This window comes from Shewanella woodyi ATCC 51908 (genome assembly GCF_000019525.1).
Lineage (GTDB): Bacteria > Pseudomonadota > Gammaproteobacteria > Enterobacterales > Shewanellaceae > Shewanella > Shewanella woodyi.
The window spans coordinates 2,137,324-2,155,748 of the sequence record NC_010506.1 but is presented as its reverse complement, the minus strand read 5'-3'; the positions used below and the strand labels follow the sequence as shown (position 1 = coordinate 2,155,748).

The following is an 18,425-nucleotide window of genomic DNA, read 5'->3' as shown; positions in this document are numbered from 1 at the left end:
TTTTTATAGTAGAATTTATTATTAACGCAATTCAGAATATAGCTTATCTGTAATTAACATTTTCCCTGGAGCATGCGTTATGAACATTGGTATTTTTGCGTTACTAATAACTACTTGAGGCGTAACGCCACATCCCCAAAATACTGGAATATGATCTTCATTTATTTCAACAGAGTCACCAAAAGATGGATTACTTAAAGAATTAATGCCTATCATCTCAGGCTTTCCAATATGGATAGGAGCGCCATGTGCCAGAGGAAATTGACTTGTTATCTGAATAGCTTTTATGGCCTGAGCAGGGGTAAACGGTCTCATGGATACAACGACATTACCTTGGAACACTCCAACACTTTTGGTTGGAACATTAGTTTCGTACATTGAAACATTACTATTAGACTCTAAGTTTGCGATAGATAACCCTGCTTGCTGCAACGCATACTCGAAACTAAAAGAACATCCTAATGCAAAAACAACAAAATCATCTTGCCACAAATCTGATATGTCTTTTTTTACTTCAGTTTTAACTCCACCAACAAAAACACAATACTCAGGAATGTCTGTACGAACATCAATATCTTTCCCTAGGCTATTTAATAGAAACTGTCCAGCATCGAAAACGTCAATAAGTGGACATGCTATAGGATTTTTTTGGCAAAAAAGTAAGAAATCATGTGCCCATATTTTAGGTAAAATGACTATATTTGCTTGAACTAAACCTGGCACTAAACCGCTTGTACTATCATCCATCTCGCCAGAACGTATGCTCTTCCTAAGAGACTCCACAGTCCGTAGCAATGACTCTTTAAAATTATTATTTACTGGTTTCTGCATTCTAATCAATCCATAAATATATCCATCCGATGACGAATATTTATCTTACATCGAAGCCAATATGTCTAATTGAAACAATTTAACAGCATTGATAAATTTTAGTTATGAGCGTGTTAAATTAATGATAACCAACATCATTTCCACTACGATATCTGCCAAGTAATTATTCACATTCTTACTTTTTGATTGTGAATAACGGCCATCAACAATAAAGATAAGAAGCCTAGTTCATAGAACTATAAAACTTCATGCCGATAGAAAATATTTATCGACCACAGTAAACATAAATGATTGGACATATTTTTTTAATTGCCTGTACTGTAATTAGGATTAACTAAAGTAGTAATAGAAAACCACAAACGGTTTCGTTAAATCAGTATCGCCAACAATAAGCACCATTACTTACTGTCATTTTATTAAATAAAAATGAACATTAAATTTGGACTATTGAATTAAAAACTCACTTAACAGGCAATAAAAATGAGAAATACAAATATAATAATTACATTTATAGCTGGTTCAGTATTAAGTATATCATCTGCAGAGGCTGCATTACTTAAAACAGAAATTAATGACTGGGATATAAATATTGGAGGATATGTAAAAGTTGATTTAATTGTTGATAATAATCAAGATCAAGGAGACTTGGCTTTTACTGGTGGTTTGAACACGGGAGATATTAAAGAAGAAAGAAGTGTTCGCATTCATGCTAGAGAGAGCAGGCTTAACTTTACGGCAAAAAATGATGGAATAAAAGCTGTAATAGAAACAGACTTTTATGGTAATGGTGGAAACCAAGTCGTATCAAACTCTCATTCTCTACGCTTAAGGCTTGCCTATGTGGAAAGTGACCATTGGATGGTTGGGCAGAACTGGTCAACATTTATGGATTGGATTGCCTACCCAAAGTTTGTTGATTTCTCCAGTAGTCCAGGCGTGTCATTTATTAGGCAATCTCAAATTCGTTATACCAATAATAACTGGTCATTTTCGTTAGAGAACCCTGAACTAAAAACTTATATGGGTCATTCCAACGATATATTACCAGACATGGTTATCAAATATAGAAAGCAAGGAGATCTGTTTAGTTATTATGCTGCAGGGCTTATAAGAGCAGCTGACATAACAAATAACTCTGGTGTAGAAGATACTGTTGTTGCTGCGGCGGCCCACCTAGGACTTGCCGTTAATCTAGGCGCAAAAGATACAATTTCTATTAGCACAATTTTGGGGTCTCCAGGACGTTATAATCAAGAGAAGTGGTACTCAGCAAATGCTTACATTGATAGCAATGGAGATGCACAAGCCGTCTCAAGCTCGAGTGTTGCTGTAGCTTTTAAACATCAACTTGATGATGGTAGCTTCAATGCATCTATTGCACAATTAAAAATCGATCGTGAAGACGGTTTGTTTGTTGATACTTTTGAAAAATCGATCGAATTTCATATTAATCGTTTTTGGAAAATGGATAATGGCATTGAATACTCTGTTGAGTTGCAACACAATCGAAAAGTGGAATTTAATGGTGACGATGCCAACAATACACGCTTACAGTTAGGTGTTAAGTATGCTTTTTGATGCTTCCTAGTTATCAAATATCACTCTAATACTACCAGTTAAACATGTGACCATAATTGATTAAGGGCAGTTAAGGTAATCAGAACAACGACAGCTTAATCGTCATTGTTCTGATTATGTATCAATGTACTGGCAAAACTTGAGCTCAATCAAGGACTGATTCGATAAATCTACAATCCCCCTTAACACCTTCTAGCATTATTTCCCAGACATTACATGGGGTAATTACGGCTTAAAATGATAAGCAATAGATATACAAGAACCAGGATAATGGACTTAGTATTCTTACAGCATAGTAATGCCCATGAGTCTCATTACTAGGATCAAGTAGGTAATAACCACATTACCCTTGCTAATAATAAACTAACCTTAAAGAGCACTTTACAGCTACCTCTAGCAACATAGCTATTAGAGAAGAAGTGATGTAGGTTCACAGAAACATAGCTATCTCTTATTTTGATTGAATGATTCTAGAAGTGAAAGCTGAGGAGCCAAGTTGAAAAGAGTTAAAAATGCACGAAATGCTCAATGGCAATACGGATATTTGACAGGTAAGCGCGTCTCACTTGTTGATGAGATATAAGGTTTTGTTATGAATTTTAAACGTCTTGAAACATTTATGTGGGTTGCTGTTCTAGGAAATTTCCGACTAACAGCCGAAAAAATGAATACAACTCAACCTTCCATATCGGCACGGATTATTGCATTAGAAGAAGAGTTAGGGGTAAAACTGTTTGAACGTGATAACAGCCCAGTATCTTTAACATCGAAAGGGCAAGAAATATTACCGTATGTAAAAAAAATAATGCATATGACGGAGCAATTAAAGGAGGTAGCTGATGAAAACTCACCATTATGTGGATTATTACGACTAGGCGTATCTGAAACTATTGTTCACACATGGTTACCTACATTTTTGAACAAAATTCATAATTTATTTCCTAAATTAGACGTAGAAATAACCGTTGATGTCACTACCAATTTACGAGAAGGACTGCTTTCACAATCATTGGATTTAGCTTTTTTAATGGGCCCGGTATCAGACAGTAAAATTGAAAATGTAGATTTGTGTGAGTTCTCACTGATATGGGTAGCGAACCCAAAATTAGGTATGGCAAAAATGACAACATCAATAGAGCAATTAAGCCAGTGGCCAGTCATTACTTATGCCAGAAATACACGTCCATATGAAGACATAAGCAATAAATTTCGTGAATTAAACATTCCACCACCTAGACTATTTTCATGCAGCTCATTATCTGCATGTTTGCGCATGGTAACTGATGGGATAGGCGTTAGCCCATTACCCAAACAAATGATTAATACTGAATTGGCCAACGGAAAGCTAGAAATAGTGGATACGAACTGGGTGCCTAATAACTTACATTTCACAGCATCTTATCCTAAATCCCCATACAATGGCTTGATAAAAAAAGCCATTGAATTAGCCCTTGCCGTGGGCAAATAATCGCACATTTTCACCGTTATAAGATGATAGAAGTCATATAGTACAGCCAGCTTCATCCTAACTTTGATGTTAACAATTACTCATAAAGACAAACTTGGGTAAAATGTTATAACAAGGAGGCATAACAGAGAATCGATCGCTAGCGCCCTCCTCTACCCTATCTACGCAGAGAATAATAAACAGGGTATGTAAAATTCAGGCATAAAAAAACCACCTTTCGGTGGTTTTTTTATATTACTGAATCAAAGACTACAGCAACAAGTTTAATATGGTGGAGCCTAGCGGGATCGAACCGCTGACCTCAACACTGCCAGTGTTGCGCTCTCCCAGCTGAGCTAAGGCCCCATTTCATGCACTGGAATAAGCATGAAATTTTGAAATAGTGGTATCCCCAAGGGGATTCGAACCCCTGTTACCGCCGTGAAAGGGCGGTGTCCTAGGCCTCTAGACGATGGGGACCCGGACATATTGTTTTACTTCCAATATAACGAAGACCTATAAGTCACACTTTAGAAGGCTATTAAAGTGAAACCGCCGTGCTGATTCTTAATAAAAATAGCGCGGTGTCCTAGGCACTCTCTTCTTGGCGAAGGGGACCCGGACTGCATTAGACTCTGCAAAGAGTGAATACTCATTAAACCCTGTAGGCTAAGGTTTAACGCTTGAACAATCAGACCGAAGTCTAATCGTCATAAATAGTGGTATCCCCAAGGGGATTCGAACCCCTGTTACCGCCGTGAAAGGGCGGTGTCCTAGGCCTCTAGACGATGGGGACCCGGACATATTGTTTTACTTCCAATATAACGAAGACCTATAAGTCACACTTTAGAAGGCTATTAAAGTGAAACCGCCGTGCTGATCTTAATAAAAAATAGCGCGGTGTCCTAGGCACCATCTAGACGATGACTCTTTATAAACAAGAGCTAGGACTCTTTATAAACAAGAGCTAGGACTGCATTAGACTCTGCAAAGAGTGATTACTCATTAAACCCTGTAGGCTAAGGTTTAACGCTTGAACAATCAGACCGAAGTCTAATCGTTATAAAATAGTGGTATCCCCAAGGGGATTCGAACCCCTGTTACCGCCGTGAAAGGGCGGTGTCCTAGGCCTCTAGACGATGGGGACCCGGACTGCATTAGACTCTGCAAAGAGTGAATACTCATTAAACCCTGTAGGCTAAGGTTTAACGCTTGAACAACTAGACCGAAGTCTAATCGTTATAAAATAGTGGTATCCCCAAGGGGATTCGAACCCCTGTTACCGCCGTGAAAGGGCGGTGTCCTAGGCCTCTAGACGATGGGGACCCGGACATATTGTTTTACTTCCAATATAACGAAGACCTATAAGTCACACTTTAGAAGGCTATTAAAGTGAAACTGCCGTGCTGATCTTAATAAAAAATAGCGCGGTGTCCTGGTCACCATCTAGACGATGACTCTCTATAAACAAGAGCTAGGACTGCATTAGACTCTGCAAAGAGTGAATACTCATTAGACCCTGTAGGCTAAGGTTTAACGCTTGAACAACTAGACCGAAGTCTAATCGTTATAAAATAGTGGTATCCCCAAGGGGATTCGAACCCCTGTTACCGCCGTGAAAGGGCGGTGTCCTAGGCCTCTAGACGATGGGGACCCGGACTGCATTAGACTCTGCAAAGAGTGAATACTCATTAAACCCTGTAGGCTAAGGTTTAACGCTTGAACAATCAAACCGAAGTCTAATCGTTATAAATAGTGGTATCCCCAAGGGGATTCGAACCCCTGTTACCGCCGTGAAAGGGCGGTGTCCTAGGCCTCTAGACGATGGGGACCCGGACTGCATTAGACTCTGCAAAGAGTGAATACTCATTAAACCCTGTAGGCTAAGGTTTAACGCTTGAACAATCAGACCGAAGTCTAATCGTCATAAATAGTGGTATCCCCAAGGGGATTCGAACCCCTGTTACCGCCGTGAAAGGGCGGTGTCCTAGGCCTCTAGACGATGGGGACCCGGACTGCATTAGACTCTGCAAAGAGTGAATACTCATTAAGTTCTGTAGGCTAAAACTCAACGCTTGAACAACTAGACCGAAGTCTAATCGTTATAAAATAGTGGTATCCCCAAGGGGATTCGAACCCCTGTTACCGCCGTGAAAGGGCGGTGTCCTAGGCCTCTAGACGATGGGGACCCGGACATATTGTTTTACTTCCAATATAACGAAGACCTATAAGTCACACTTTAGAAGGCTATTAAAGTGAAACCGCCGTGCTGATCTTAATAAAAAATAGCGCGGTGTCCTAGGCACCATCTAGACGATGACTCTTTATAAACAAGAGCTAGGACTGCATTAGACTCTGCAAAGAGTGAATACTCATTAAGTTCTGTAGGCTAAAACTTAACGCTTGAACAACCAGACCTAAGTCTAATCGTTATAAATAGTGGTATCCCCAAGGGGATTCGAACCCCTGTTACCGCCGTGAAAGGGCGGTGTCCTAGGCCTCTAGACGATGGGGACCCGGACTGCATTAGACTCTGCAAAGAGTGAATACTCATTAAACCCTGTAGGCTAAGGTTTAACGCTTGAACAATCAGACCGAAGTCTAATCGTCATAAATAGTGGTATCCCCAAGGGGATTCGAACCCCTGTTACCGCCGTGAAAGGGCGGTGTCCTAGGCCTCTAGACGATGGGGACCCGGACTGCATTAGACTCTGCAAAGAGTGAATACTCATTAAGTTCTGTAGGCTAAAACTCAACGCTTGAACAACCAGACCAAAGTCTAATCGTTATAAATAGTGGTATCCCCAAGGGGATTCGAACCCCTGTTACCGCCGTGAAAGGGCGGTGTCCTAGGCCTCTAGACGATGGGGACCCGGACTGCATTAGACTCTGCAAAGAGTGAATACTCATTAAGTTCTGTAGGCTAAAACTTAACGCTTACATTCAGTTAGTTGGTGGAGCCTAGCGGGATCGAACCGCTGACCTCAACACTGCCAGTGTTGCGCTCTCCCAGCTGAGCTAAGGCCCCTCACTAACTAAATCACTTTTGAGTGCACCGCGAACTATTCGTTGCCTGTGTCTCAACTGCGTGGCGCATTCTATGCAGCGCACCCAAAAGAGTCAACCCGTTTTTTACGAATTTATTCTATTTGCTACAAATTCAATCGCTTTGGAGATTCTTTGCTCTGCACGGACCTTTCCAACCAAGAATATGGTTAAATCGACAGCAGGAGACATACCAGCACCCGTTACGGCCACGCGCAATGGCATGCCCACTTTCCCCATCCCGACTTCTAATTCAGCTGCAGTATCTTCAATTGCTTGATGAATAGCTTCTAAAGTCCACTCATTTAATCCAGCTAATTTGCTCTGGAACAAAGTTAGTGGCTCAAGTGCAACGCCTCTTAGGTGCTTTTTAGCTGCAGTTTCATCAAACTCTGCAAAATCTTCAAAGAAATAGCGACTAGATGCTGCAAGTTCTTTTAAAGTCTTTGCACGCTCAGACAATGCAGAAACCACTTCAGACAGTTTTGGACCATTGCTTGTATCAATGTTTTGATCAGCCATGTGCCACTCAAGGTGAGAAGCTACATATTCTGGATCAAGTTCCTTAATATAGTGCTGGTTTAACCAAATCAGTTTATCGGTATTAAAAGCAGAAGCCGCTTTGTTGATGTCATCAAGGCTGAAGAATTGCTTCATCTCATCAATAGAGAACACTTCTTGATCACCATGAGACCAACCAAGGCGAACCAGGTAGTTAAGTAGTGCTTCAGGCAAATAACCATCATCACGATACTGCATCACCCCTACCGCACCATGACGCTTAGATAGCTTAGCGCCATCATCACCTAAGATCATCGATACGTGAGCATACTCAGGTACTGGTGCGCCTAATGCTTTAAGGATGTTTATCTGGCGTGGTGTATTGTTGATATGGTCTTCACCACGAACAACACAGGTAATCCCCATATCCCAATCATCTACAACAACGCAGAAGTTATAAGTCGGTGTGCCTTCTGTACGTGCGATGATCAAGTCATCTAACGTGCTGTTGGCAAATTCAATGTGGCCACGTACGTGGTCATCGAATACAACGCTACCTTCTGTTGGGTTTTTGAAACGTACAACAAATGGCTCATCAGTATCACGCGGTGCTTTATCGCGGCAACAACCATCATATTTTTGTTGCTCACCTTTCGCAGCTTGCTCTTCACGCATTGTATCAATGCGCTCACGGCTACAGTAACACTTATATGCAGTGCCCTGCTCTAGCATCTGTACAATGATTTCGTTGTAACGATCAAAACGCTTGGTTTGATAGTAAGGACCTTCGTCCCAATTCAGGTTAAGCCATTCCATGCCTTCTAAAATTGCAGCGCATGCTTCAGGGGTCGAACGCTCTAAATCGGTATCTTCGATACGTAAAACAAACTCACCTTGGTTTGCGCGTGCATATAACCATGAATAAAGTGCTGTACGAGCACCACCAACGTGCAAAAAGCCGGTAGGGCTTGGAGCAAAACGCGTCTTAACTGTCATAATGGACATTGACCTATGTAGAAAGTCTAAATAATAGACTGTACTAATGAATGTGGCGCATATTCTAACAGCCAAAAGGGCTAGGGAAAATAGATCTACTACTATATGGCAAATTTTATGGGGAAAATCTGTCTTTCTTCGATTTAGATTTTTATCTATTGTATAAGCAGCGACTCAACCGCCCTACTTTATAAAGCTAATCTAAAAAGCACAACACATAATGATAGAAGCCTTACTTATAATAAAAAAACCGATAAAGCTGTAAAACAAGCTATTGAAGAGGGTCTCTACTGTCGGCAGCTGATTAGTAAGATCTACGGCTCTACTATATCCCATATCTACATGCTAATTTTTAACCTTTTTTTTGATAACGGCTCAGCTCTGATTAACTATGCATCAACACGCGCAAAATTGAACCGTACTCGCTATTTTATCTAAAAAAGCGTTGACAGTAGATCGTTCCTCCCTATAATACGGCCCCACACAGCGAGGTCGATTAGCTCAGCTGGGAGAGCACCTCCCTTACAAGGAGGGGGTCACTGGTTCGAGCCCAGTATCGACCACCAATTCTTTCATAAAGAATTAAAACATTGTGTAAATCCCAGGTCGATTAGCTCAGCTGGGAGAGCACCTCCCTTACAAGGAGGGGGTCACTGGTTCGAGCCCAGTATCGACCACCATTCTTTTCATAAAGAATTCAAACATTATGAAAATCCCAGGTCGATTAGCTCAGCTGGGAGAGCACCTCCCTTACAAGGAGGGGGTCACTGGTTCGAGCCCAGTATCGACCACCATTCTTTTCATAAAGAATTAAAACATTATGAAATCCCAGGTCGATTAGCTCAGCTGGGAGAGCACCTCCCTTACAAGGAGGGGGTCACTGGTTCGAGCCCAGTATCGACCACCATTCTTTTCATAAAGAATTCAAACATTATGAAATCCCAGGTCGATTAGCTCAGCTGGGAGAGCACCTCCCTTACAAGGAGGGGGTCACTGGTTCGAGCCCAGTATCGACCACCATTCTTTTCATAAAGAATTAAAACATTATGAAATCCCAGGTCGATTAGCTCAGCTGGGAGAGCACCTCCCTTACAAGGAGGGGGTCACTGGTTCGAGCCCAGTATCGACCACCATTCTTTTCATAAAGAATTCAAACATTATGAGATCCCAGGTCGATTAGCTCAGCTGGGAGAGCACCTCCCTTACAAGGAGGGGGTCACTGGTTCGAGCCCAGTATCGACCACCATTCTTTTCATAAAGAATTCAAACATTATGAGATCCCAGGTCGATTAGCTCAGCTGGGAGAGCACCTCCCTTACAAGGAGGGGGTCACTGGTTCGAGCCCAGTATCGACCACCATTCTTTTCATAAAGAATTCAAACATTATGAGATCCCAGGTCGATTAGCTCAGCTGGGAGAGCACCTCCCTTACAAGGAGGGGGTCACTGGTTCGAGCCCAGTATCGACCACCATTCTCTTAAAGGTTCTAATTCCTCCAAACTACAACGCTGAAAATTCTCAATCAAGTTTTATCGAATAACAGCGATGAACCATAGAATATTTTCCAATATACCCAGTCAAACCCAACATATTTTCCTTGCTAAACTATTCTTCAATAAGAACCCAAATTGGGAGCAGGACAATGAGCGATGTCAGCCAATCAGCATCTTTAAGCAGCATAGTGGCCTATATAAAGCTTACAAATAACTGCGACCAACAGACTGCACTTATCGAAGCCAAAGAGGTAATGAATAATCTAGTCACCATGAGACAAAAAGGCTTCATTACTGGCTGGTATTTTGATGAATATGGTCATTTAGAGCTGTTACCAAGTGACTCAATTCTTAAACACATTACCCCAAACAAATAGTGCAACTGACAACACTGAACAATATTCTAACCATAACACTCCCCTCTCCGCTCATCGCTCTACCTACTAATTAGCCCCGTATTCGCAGTAAAGCATAGAGATACCCTTTAACGAAGCTTTAATGGGTGTAAACCCACCCATCGCTCCACTTTAAGACTGTGAGATCCCACCCAAAAAAATCTCGTAATGGTGGCCCATTCAAAAAACATTCCCGCAACATACTGACAACTAAGCGATTACCTTTATTTGTTCATAATTGGCTTACTCTTTGCTCTATAAGAGAAAGCCGTAGAGAACACTTAAAAATGGTAAGGGGAAGTTTATCCCCTGTCAGTACTAATCAAACAAGTAAAATAAAGGGAATGAAGATGACTAACCGATACCTACCAGCTCAACTGCAATCACTCGCACGCTCAATAAAAGCCTTTGTTAAGCTCTCAACAATCACAACCATGTTGGTCTCTAGCAGCCAAGTATTCGCAGCACCTGTAGAGATAAAGTTCTCTCATGTCGTGGCAGAAAATACCCCTAAGGGGCAGATGGCTCTCAAATTTAAGGAGTTAGTAGAGCTGAGACTACCGGGTGAATACCAAGTTAACGTCTTTCCAAACTCGCAATTATTTGGCGACAACAACGAAGTGGCCGCCCTATTACTAAACGATGTACAATTTGTCGCTCCCTCTTTGTCTAAGTTTGAACGCTATACCAAGAAATTACAGATCTTCGATCTACCTTTTCTTTTTAGCGATATGGAAGCAGTTAATCGCTTTCAGCAAGGTGAGTCGGGCCAAAAGTTATTGGGTTCGATGAAACGTAAAGGTATTGTCGGACTGGGTTACCTGCATAACGGTATGAAGCAGTTATCGGCAAGCAGTCCGTTAATATTACCCACAGATGCAAGCGGTAAAAAATTCCGAATCATGGCATCTGATGTACTTGCCGCACAATTTCAAGCTATAGACGCCATTCCAGTAAAAAAACCTTTCTCTGAAGTTTTCACCTTACTGCAAACCCGCGCTATCGATGGTCAAGAAAATACCTGGTCAAATATTTACTCTAAAAAGTTTTATGAGGTTCAAAGCTACATTACTGAGAGTAATCATGGCGTACTTGATTACATGGTCGTGACTTCAAATACCTTTTGGAAAAGTCTTCCAGCCGATAAGCGAACCATCATCAAAACAGCCCTAGACGAGGCCGTAGCTTACGGTAATGAGATCGCTGCCGCCAAAGTCAATAAAGATAAAGAGACGATTGTCGCCTCAAAGCGTTCCGAAGTAATTCAACTCTCTCCAGAACAGCGCCAGCAATGGGTTACCTCAATGAAGCCCGTATGGTCACAGTTTGAGGCCAAAATAGGTAAAAACCTTATTCAAGCGGCAGAAGCATCTAACAAACAATAACAATAACAATAACAATAAATAGTTATGAAGCGTAAGTACCCTATTCAAAATAAGATAGAAAACAGACTAGGGTACCTCTCTTCACCGTTTATTTTGAGAGTAAATATCTTGGGGAGTAAGCCGTGATAAATCGATTATATACTCACTTCGAAGAGGGATTACTTAATCTCTTAATCACCTCGATGACAGTTCTGGTTTTTGTTGAAGTGATCGCTCGCTTTTTCTTTAATACCGGCTTTTTATGGATACAGGAGCTAACGCTGACATTATCAGCTTGGTTCGTGTTGTTTGGCATGTCTTACGGCGTAAAAGTCGGAGCACATATTGGTGTCGATGCATTTGTTACAAAATTACCGAAACAGGGCAGAAAAATAGCAGCATTAATGGCCACGACAATCTGTATCGGTTACTGCTTAATGTTTCTCAAAGGCAGCTGGGATTATCTCAGCAAGATGCATGAAATTGGCATCCCCATGGAGGATATCGACTTTCCCCATCTACTCATCAATCAATTAGATCCTGATTTTGCTTGGGAAGCATTACGCATTGATATTGAGGAGCCCGCAGTCCCACTTTGGCTATCTCAAAGCATATTACTTTTCGGCTTCGGCTTACTGCTATTTCGATTTATTGAACTATTCATCGCCATAGCTCGCAATAAAACTCTCGGCTTTACCTTAGCCGATGAAGCTAAAGAGAGCATGCAATTAGCTCAGGAGATCTCCTCAAACAATCATAAGGATGATAAATCATGACCATCGCTACTCTGTTTATCACCTTATTAATCTGCATGATGTTAGGCATGCCGATCGCTATCGCCCTTGGTTTCTCTAGCATGTTAACCATCTTGCTATTTTCAGATGATTCGTTGGCATCAGTTGCGCTCAAGCTCTATGAAGCCACATCTGAGCATTACACACTACTCGCAATCCCCTTCTTCATTCTGTCATCGGCCTTTCTGTCCACTGGCGGCGTTGCTAGGCGAATTATCGACTTTGCTATGGATAGCGTTGGCCATATTCGTGGAGGCCTTGCTATGGCCTCTGTGATGGCTTGTATGCTATTTGCTGCAGTTTCAGGATCCTCTCCTGCAACCGTTGCCGCCATCGGCTCAATCGTTATCGTCGGCATGGTAAGAGCTGGATACCCAGAGAGGTTTGCTGCGGGAGTTATCACCACCTCAGGCACGCTAGGCATTCTCATCCCCCCTTCCATTGTCATGCTGGTCTACTCAGCAGCAACAGAGGTTTCCGCCGCACGCATGTTTATGGCGGGTTTAGTTCCAGGGTTAATGATGGGTCTGCTACTGATGCTAGCTATCTATATCGTTGCCAGAGTAAAAAACCTGCCATCACGACCCTTTCCAGGCTTTAAAGCATTAAGTATTTCCAGCGCCAAAGCTATGGGCGGGTTAGCACTTATTCTCATTGTACTCGGTTCTATCTATGGCGGAGTGGCGAGCCCAACAGAAGCCGCAGCCGTGGCGTGTGTGTACGCTTACTTTATTGCTGTTTTTGGCTACCGAGATATAGGACCGCTGAAAAATGTCCCATGGCAAAAACAGCAAGAGTCATTCGTTACTGCAGGTGTGAGAAATATCGGCTATATGATGCTTGCGCTATTGAAAACTCCAACAGATAAAGAGATCCGTCACGTTGTACGAGATGGGGCTAAAGTCAGTATCATGTTACTGTTTATCATTGCAAATGCGATGTTATTTGCCCATGTACTGACGACTGAACGTATACCTCATATCATCGCTGAAGCCATTGTAGGATTAGGTTTACCAGCATGGGGATTTCTGATCATAGTCAATATCCTACTGCTAGCAGCTGGCAACTTTATGGAGCCATCGGCTATCTTGCTCATTATGGCACCCATTCTATTTCCGATCGCAACTCAGCTAGGCATAGATCCAATACATCTGGGCATCATTATGGTGGTGAATATGGAGATAGGTATGTTAACGCCGCCAGTAGGATTGAACCTCTTCGTCACAGCTGGGATCACAGGGAAAAGCATGGGCTGGGTGATTAAATCCTGTATTCCATGGTTAGGGCTACTATTGATTTTCCTCATCTTGATCACGTATGTACCGCAGATATCGCTATTCTTTCCCGAATATATCGATAAATTAAACGGTTACTAATGGCAACCACAAATACCCATAAACAAAACAAGGGTTTCACAAGTGTCTAACCAATAGTATAGTAATCCTACTGGTTAGACTCGCTATGTTTTCACTGGGATGTGTATAGCTCTATGTCAATAAACACTAAAAAATATCTACTTACAACGTCTCTAATTATCTCAGGGCTGATTCTGACCCTATTTTCGACCCACAGGTACTATCTCAATGAAGGCTACCAAGAGACAGATCACAGCTCTCAGCAGCAGATGAAAGAGTTGATCAACTTCCTTGGCGCATCACTATCAAGGTATGAGAGTATTCCCCATGTACTTTCCACTAACCCCTTACTCAAAAATGTTCTGCTAAACCAGCAAGATGAAAAAAATCTACAAGCACTCAATATCTATTTAGAACAGATACAAAACATCACGGAATCATTAGATATCTATCTAGTCGATGCTCTCGGCGTCGCAATTTCTGCGAGTAACTGGCGAGAAAACTACTCTTTTATTGGTAAAGACTTCTCCTTCAGACCCTATTTTCAAGAGGCGATTGAGGGGAATTTGGGTCGCTATTTTGCTGTTGGCACCACTTCAAATAAACGTGGATATTACTTCTCATACCCCATCTATAGTCAAGCCAGTATATTGGGCGCGATTGTGGTAAAGGTCGATATCACTGATATCGAAAAGCAAAGCACAGGCATTGCTCGAGCTGGCGGTTATGAGTTCGCCGTTGCCGATCCAGATAACATTATCTTTTTATCCAGTATCAACGAGTGGCAGTTAACCTCACTCACTCCCATCGATCAATCTCGTCAATATGCTATTAATGCCTCTAAGCGATATGCTAACCGCGTGATTAATGAATTAACCCTTTACCCACCCTACAAAAATACATCTAACAAAGAACATAAAATCTATCGAATTAATGCCAACACCAAGCAACATGACTATTTGGAAACCCATAAAGCGATGAACAGAGCTGGCTGGACGGTGCATATCATGACCCCACTAGCTCCCATATACCAGTCTTTGCCAGCCATTATGCTGCTTTACGCGACCCTTTACCTTTTGTTAGCACTAGCCGCTCTTTTAGGTTACGAAAAACGTAAAAACCTGCTAAGAATACAGCAGGTTAATGACATGTTAGAGCAGAGAGTTAAAGACAGAACTCAAGATTTAGAGGCAAGCAACCGCATGCTAAGTGAAACCCAAGATGAGCTTATTCAAGCGGCAAAGCTGACCGTTATAGGTAGCCTGTCCGCCAGTATTAATCATGAGATAAACCAACCACTGGCCGCGATTAAAAGCTATGCACAAAATACCCTAACACTGTTATCCAGAAATAAGACTGAGCATGTAAAGGACAATATTCATACCATCATCTCACTCACCAACAGACTTGCGACCATCGTCAGCCAATTTAAAAGCTTCACCCGTAAGAGCCAAGGTGACGATAGTGCGACGAATATTGAGCTGTGTATTCAAGATGCCATGACTATCATTCAGCCAGAGATTGATAAACAAGGTGTGGAGCTAAAGCTGATAACAAGCACCGAGCACTATGAAATATGGGGAGATGACATTCGGCTTCAACAAGTACTCGTCAATTTAATGAGTAACGCCATCCTCGCTATGGAACGCAGTAAAGTAAAACGGATCACCATACGTATTGAAAAGGGTGAGATGCTCTGTATCAAAATTCAGGACAGCGGTCCCGGTGTGCAAGATAGCCAGATGGAAAAGATATTTGAGCCATATTACACCACTAGCGATCGACAAGGGCTAGGCCTGGGCTTATCCATTTCCCGTAGAATTATCGAGTCTATGCAGGGCAGTATTGAGGTCTCTAACGCTGTTGACGGAGGAGCAATATTTGAAATTTGTTTACCCATTTACCACAGTGAAATGAAAAATGAGCCACCTACGCATCGACACCAAGGAGAGCATTTATGAGCCCTGAAAGCCTGGAGCAATATAGAGTCATCATTGTCGATGATGAACCGCTTATCGGTTCGGCACTGGTACAACTGTTTGAACTTGAAGGGATCTCAGCCTTCGCCACCTCTGAGCCCAAATCAATCATTGAACGAATTGATATCAATTGGCCTGGAGTATTAATCTCAGATGTAAATATGCCTGAGCTAAATGGCATCTCTTTGATGCAGAGCCTTATCAAGCAAGATAACGATCTGCCCATCATACTCCTCACCGGATTTGGTGATATAGCCATGGCAGTCAACGCGCTTAAACAGGGCGCCTATGATTTCCTAGAGAAGCCCTTTAACAACGAATATATGCTCGATGTGGTTAAACGAGCCTTAGAAAAACGAGCATTAACCCTTGAAAACCGGAAGTTAAAACAAGAGCTTGAGTCAATTAGCTTTCCCGGTCCCAGAATATTGGGACACAGTCCGGGGATCAAGCAGATGAAACATATTCTCCATCAGGTGTTGGATATGCCTGCCGATGTACTCATAGAGGGAGAAACCGGTACAGGAAAAGAGCTGGTCGCCCGTTACCTTCATGATCATAGTGTACGCAACCAAGCCAACTTTGTTGCTATAAACTGTGGGGCTATCCCCGAAACGATTATTGAGAGTGAGCTCTTCGGCGCCGAAGCTGGGGCCTTCACAGGTGCTGATAAAACACGAATTGGAAAATTTGAATATGCAAACGGTGGCACTCTGTTTCTCGACGAAATAGAGAGCACTCCCCTCTCGCTTCAAGTAAAGTTACTTAGAGTATTAGAGGACAGATGTGTCGAACGACTCGGATCAAACAAAACGGTTCCACTCGATATTCGAATCATAGCCGCCACCAAAGTCGACCTAGATAGCCTGTGTAAAACAGGTGAGTTCAGACAAGATCTGCTCTACCGATTGAACTTAGTCACTGTGTCTATTCCTGCCCTTAGAGAGCGACGAGAAGATATTGGCCTACTGTTTTTACATTTCGCTCGAATAGCCTCCTCTCGGTATCACAAGGCGCTTATCCCATTAACCTCTGAACAAGGTGCCCAACTCACCTCACATGATTGGCCAGGCAATGTCAGAGAGCTAAGAAACCTTGCTGAACGCTATGTTTTGCTCGGTGCAGAAGCAGCCTTTGCGACCTCAATAAATAACCCTGTCAATCTTAATGGCGCCATGTCGTTACAACAGAGAGTCGAGTTTTTCGAACGTCTCTTAATAGAGGAAGCCCTTAGCCACAACAAAGGCAGTATCAAGCTCACCATGGAGCAGCTAGAGCTGCCCCGTAAAACCCTCTATGACAAGATGCAAAAATATGATTTAGACAGGAAACTGTTTATTCAGTAACAAAATCGACCCGAGCTACTTCGTCAGAGCTCGCTTGGGTTAATCTATGTAATACCCAAGCAAGCACAAGTAACACAATACTTGAAGCCGCGACGACCCCACTCCAGCCCCAATGTTGCCAAAACGGTAATAGGTAGGGGCCGCCAAGTGACGCCCCTAAATAATAACAACACAGATACAGCGCAGTTGCCTTAGCTCTATGGACTCGAGCGCGCTGAGCAACCCAAGCATTACAGCCACTATGAAGCAGAAAGAAACCGAACGAGCTCATCAAAAAGCCGATGCAGATAGCTAAAGTCGTATTCAACAAAGTGACAAGACCTCCTAAAAACATGGCTAAAATGGCTAAGTTAAATAATCTAGCTCGCCCAAAACGGCCTATCCAGCGGCTTGAATAGAGAGAAGCTAAGGTACCACTTAGGTAGCAAAGAAATATGAGCGTCACTTGAAAACGTCCCCAATGAAATGGAGACGACATCAAATGGAGTTGAATATAGCTAAATTGGTTTACCATCACCAAAAACGCAAGTCCGCCAACCAGATAGATGCTTCTCAACTTGCTATCCTTTAGATGATGCCAAAAGCCCGTTAGATCGCAATAGAGAGACGAATACCAGGTCGTTGGCTTTGTTGCAGCGAAAAGGTGACTTGGTAAGTGACGGCTCTTACCTTTTGCAGGCAATAAGCAGTGTACTGTTACTACACCAATAAATGAGACCAACAAGATGACACAGATAACCTCCTGCCAAGGAAAATGTAATGACAAAGCGCCACCTATCAAGCGACCAGCAATACCGCCTAAACTATTGGCAGCAATGTAGATGGCGCCAGCCTTCAACATAGCAGCTTTACTCAGCTCATCTTTAAAATAAGCCATAGCTATTGCCGGCACCGCAGCCAATAAAACACCTTGCAACAACCTAAGCGTCACTAATTGAGAAAAGTCAGCCACAAACACCATCAACAGATCAGAGAGAAGCAGCAAATATAAACTGATCAACAGAGGCGTTCTACGCCCAATTCTGTCAGATAAAACGGCATAGAAAAGCAGTGAAAATGCCATTGAGAAACTAGTCACAGAGAGAAGTAAGGTCCCATGGGAGACAGCAACATCAAACCTATTAGCGATCAGGGGCAATATCCCCTGCACTAGATAGAGGTTAATATAAACCACAATAGAGGCGATGGAGAGGCTCCAAATAAGCCTAACTTCGCTTCTATATACCAATGAAGTGTGAGCCTCAGGCTCAATTAGAATGGTTGAATTCATCACTTGGTGAGTATTAGCCGTCATCAGTCCC

At 42.4% G+C, this 18,425-nt stretch carries 11 protein-coding genes and 22 tRNA genes; 17 read left to right on the top strand and 16 right to left on the bottom strand.

The window, feature by feature from the left end:
• Nucleotides 1-21: 21 nt before the first annotated feature.
• The gene (locus tag SWOO_RS08905; RefSeq protein ID WP_012324362.1) at nt 22-831 is read right to left on the bottom strand and encodes a putative hydro-lyase; all 810 of its coding nucleotides are present in this window, start codon (nt 829-831) and stop codon (nt 22-24) included.
• 480 nt (nt 832-1,311) lie between these two features.
• Here SWOO_RS08905 and SWOO_RS25490 point away from each other — a divergent pair, with 480 nt between their 5' ends.
• Both SWOO_RS25490 and SWOO_RS08895 read left to right on the top strand, forming a co-directional pair.
• On the top strand, nt 1,312-2,409 hold the full coding sequence (locus SWOO_RS25490; RefSeq protein WP_012324361.1) for a DcaP family trimeric outer membrane transporter: 1,098 nt from the start codon (nt 1,312-1,314) through the stop codon (nt 2,407-2,409).
• Between the two features lie 592 nt (nt 2,410-3,001).
• Nucleotides 3,002-3,877, top strand: a complete 876-nt coding sequence (locus SWOO_RS08895) for a LysR family transcriptional regulator (RefSeq protein WP_012324360.1) — start codon at nt 3,002-3,004, stop codon at nt 3,875-3,877.
• A 269-nt stretch (nt 3,878-4,146) separates the two neighbouring features.
• Here the strand turns inward: SWOO_RS08895 and SWOO_RS08890 are convergent.
• The 14 genes from SWOO_RS08890 to gltX form a co-directional block, all read right to left on the bottom strand.
• A tRNA-Ala gene (locus SWOO_RS08890) sits at nt 4,147-4,222 on the bottom strand.
• A gap of 38 nt (nt 4,223-4,260) precedes the next feature.
• Nucleotides 4,261-4,336: transfer RNA gene (locus tag SWOO_RS08885), tRNA-Glu, on the bottom strand.
• Nucleotides 4,337-4,576: 240 nt separating this feature from the next.
• Nucleotides 4,577-4,652, bottom strand: a tRNA-Glu gene (locus SWOO_RS08880).
• A 275-nt stretch (nt 4,653-4,927) separates the two neighbouring features.
• Nucleotides 4,928-5,003: transfer RNA gene (locus SWOO_RS08875), tRNA-Glu, on the bottom strand.
• Nucleotides 5,004-5,106: 103 nt separating this feature from the next.
• Nucleotides 5,107-5,182: transfer RNA gene (locus SWOO_RS08870), tRNA-Glu, on the bottom strand.
• Between the two features lie 252 nt (nt 5,183-5,434).
• Nucleotides 5,435-5,510 (bottom strand) — tRNA-Glu (locus SWOO_RS08865).
• Nucleotides 5,511-5,612: 102 nt separating this feature from the next.
• A tRNA-Glu gene (locus SWOO_RS08860) sits at nt 5,613-5,688 on the bottom strand.
• 102 nt (nt 5,689-5,790) lie between these two features.
• Nucleotides 5,791-5,866: transfer RNA gene (locus tag SWOO_RS08855), tRNA-Glu, on the bottom strand.
• A gap of 103 nt (nt 5,867-5,969) precedes the next feature.
• A tRNA-Glu gene (locus SWOO_RS08850) sits at nt 5,970-6,045 on the bottom strand.
• Nucleotides 6,046-6,296: 251 nt separating this feature from the next.
• Nucleotides 6,297-6,372, bottom strand: a tRNA-Glu gene (locus SWOO_RS08845).
• Nucleotides 6,373-6,474: 102 nt separating this feature from the next.
• A tRNA-Glu gene (locus SWOO_RS08840) sits at nt 6,475-6,550 on the bottom strand.
• Nucleotides 6,551-6,652: 102 nt separating this feature from the next.
• Nucleotides 6,653-6,728: transfer RNA gene (locus SWOO_RS08835), tRNA-Glu, on the bottom strand.
• Between the two features lie 80 nt (nt 6,729-6,808).
• A tRNA-Ala gene (locus SWOO_RS08830) sits at nt 6,809-6,884 on the bottom strand.
• A gap of 104 nt (nt 6,885-6,988) precedes the next feature.
• The gene (gene gltX / locus SWOO_RS08825) at nt 6,989-8,398 is read right to left on the bottom strand and encodes a glutamate--tRNA ligase (RefSeq protein WP_012324359.1); all 1,410 of its coding nucleotides are present in this window, start codon (nt 8,396-8,398) and stop codon (nt 6,989-6,991) included.
• Between the two features lie 490 nt (nt 8,399-8,888).
• Between gltX and SWOO_RS08820 the strand changes: the two genes are divergently transcribed.
• The 15 genes from SWOO_RS08820 to SWOO_RS08750 all read left to right on the top strand — a co-directional run bounded on the left by SWOO_RS08820 (nt 8,889) and on the right by SWOO_RS08750 (nt 17,124).
• A tRNA-Val gene (locus tag SWOO_RS08820) sits at nt 8,889-8,964 on the top strand.
• Between the two features lie 38 nt (nt 8,965-9,002).
• Nucleotides 9,003-9,078 (top strand) — tRNA-Val (locus SWOO_RS08815).
• A 38-nt stretch (nt 9,079-9,116) separates the two neighbouring features.
• Nucleotides 9,117-9,192, top strand: a tRNA-Val gene (locus SWOO_RS08810).
• 37 nt (nt 9,193-9,229) lie between these two features.
• Nucleotides 9,230-9,305, top strand: a tRNA-Val gene (locus tag SWOO_RS08805).
• 37 nt (nt 9,306-9,342) lie between these two features.
• Nucleotides 9,343-9,418 (top strand) — tRNA-Val (locus tag SWOO_RS08800).
• 37 nt (nt 9,419-9,455) lie between these two features.
• A tRNA-Val gene (locus SWOO_RS08795) sits at nt 9,456-9,531 on the top strand.
• A 37-nt stretch (nt 9,532-9,568) separates the two neighbouring features.
• Nucleotides 9,569-9,644 (top strand) — tRNA-Val (locus tag SWOO_RS08790).
• Between the two features lie 37 nt (nt 9,645-9,681).
• A tRNA-Val gene (locus SWOO_RS08785) sits at nt 9,682-9,757 on the top strand.
• Between the two features lie 37 nt (nt 9,758-9,794).
• A tRNA-Val gene (locus SWOO_RS08780) sits at nt 9,795-9,870 on the top strand.
• 170 nt (nt 9,871-10,040) lie between these two features.
• Complete coding sequence (locus tag SWOO_RS08775) at nt 10,041-10,268, top strand: hypothetical protein (RefSeq protein ID WP_012324358.1); 228 nt, start codon at nt 10,041-10,043, stop codon at nt 10,266-10,268.
• 452 nt (nt 10,269-10,720) lie between these two features.
• The gene (locus SWOO_RS08770; RefSeq protein ID WP_229377387.1) at nt 10,721-11,671 is read left to right on the top strand and encodes a TRAP transporter substrate-binding protein; all 951 of its coding nucleotides are present in this window, start codon (nt 10,721-10,723) and stop codon (nt 11,669-11,671) included.
• A 122-nt stretch (nt 11,672-11,793) separates the two neighbouring features.
• A complete protein-coding gene (locus SWOO_RS08765; protein WP_012324356.1) occupies nt 11,794-12,426 on the top strand; it encodes a TRAP transporter small permease in 633 nt (210 codons plus the stop codon).
• On the top strand, nt 12,423-13,820 hold the full coding sequence (locus SWOO_RS08760; RefSeq protein WP_012324355.1) for a TRAP transporter large permease: 1,398 nt from the start codon (nt 12,423-12,425) through the stop codon (nt 13,818-13,820). Before SWOO_RS08765 ends, SWOO_RS08760 begins: the two co-directional genes overlap by 4 nt.
• 113 nt (nt 13,821-13,933) lie before the next feature.
• Entirely contained in the window at nt 13,934-15,760 is a 1,827-nt protein-coding gene (locus SWOO_RS08755) for a sensor histidine kinase (protein ID WP_012324354.1), read from the top strand.
• Nucleotides 15,757-17,124: a sigma-54-dependent transcriptional regulator gene (locus SWOO_RS08750; protein ID WP_012324353.1), complete on the top strand. Its 1,368-nt coding sequence runs from the start codon at nt 15,757-15,759 to the stop codon at nt 17,122-17,124. Before SWOO_RS08755 ends, SWOO_RS08750 begins: the two co-directional genes overlap by 4 nt.
• Here SWOO_RS08750 and SWOO_RS08745 read toward each other — a convergent pair.
• Entirely contained in the window at nt 17,114-18,394 is a 1,281-nt protein-coding gene (locus SWOO_RS08745) for an MFS transporter (protein WP_049774456.1), read from the bottom strand. The two genes, SWOO_RS08750 and SWOO_RS08745, sit on opposite strands and share 11 nt — an antisense overlap.
• Nucleotides 18,395-18,425 lie beyond the last annotated feature (31 nt).

Coding starts and splice junctions, on each gene's coding strand:
- SWOO_RS08750 (WP_012324353.1), top strand. CDS start 15,757: ATGAGCCCTGAAAGCCTGGAGCAATATAGAGTCATCATTGTCGATGAT.
- SWOO_RS08745 (WP_049774456.1), bottom strand. CDS start 18,394: ATGAATTCAACCATTCTAATTGAGCCTGAGGCTCACACTTCATTGGTA.
- SWOO_RS08770 (WP_229377387.1), top strand. CDS start 10,721: ATGTTGGTCTCTAGCAGCCAAGTATTCGCAGCACCTGTAGAGATAAAG.
- SWOO_RS08895 (WP_012324360.1), top strand. CDS start 3,002: ATGAATTTTAAACGTCTTGAAACATTTATGTGGGTTGCTGTTCTAGGA.
- SWOO_RS08775 (WP_012324358.1), top strand. CDS start 10,041: ATGAGCGATGTCAGCCAATCAGCATCTTTAAGCAGCATAGTGGCCTAT.
- SWOO_RS08905 (WP_012324362.1), bottom strand. CDS start 831: ATGCAGAAACCAGTAAATAATAATTTTAAAGAGTCATTGCTACGGACT.
- SWOO_RS08755 (WP_012324354.1), top strand. CDS start 13,934: ATGTCAATAAACACTAAAAAATATCTACTTACAACGTCTCTAATTATC.
- SWOO_RS25490 (WP_012324361.1), top strand. CDS start 1,312: ATGAGAAATACAAATATAATAATTACATTTATAGCTGGTTCAGTATTA.
- SWOO_RS08760 (WP_012324355.1), top strand. CDS start 12,423: ATGACCATCGCTACTCTGTTTATCACCTTATTAATCTGCATGATGTTA.
- gltX (WP_012324359.1), bottom strand. CDS start 8,398: ATGACAGTTAAGACGCGTTTTGCTCCAAGCCCTACCGGCTTTTTGCAC.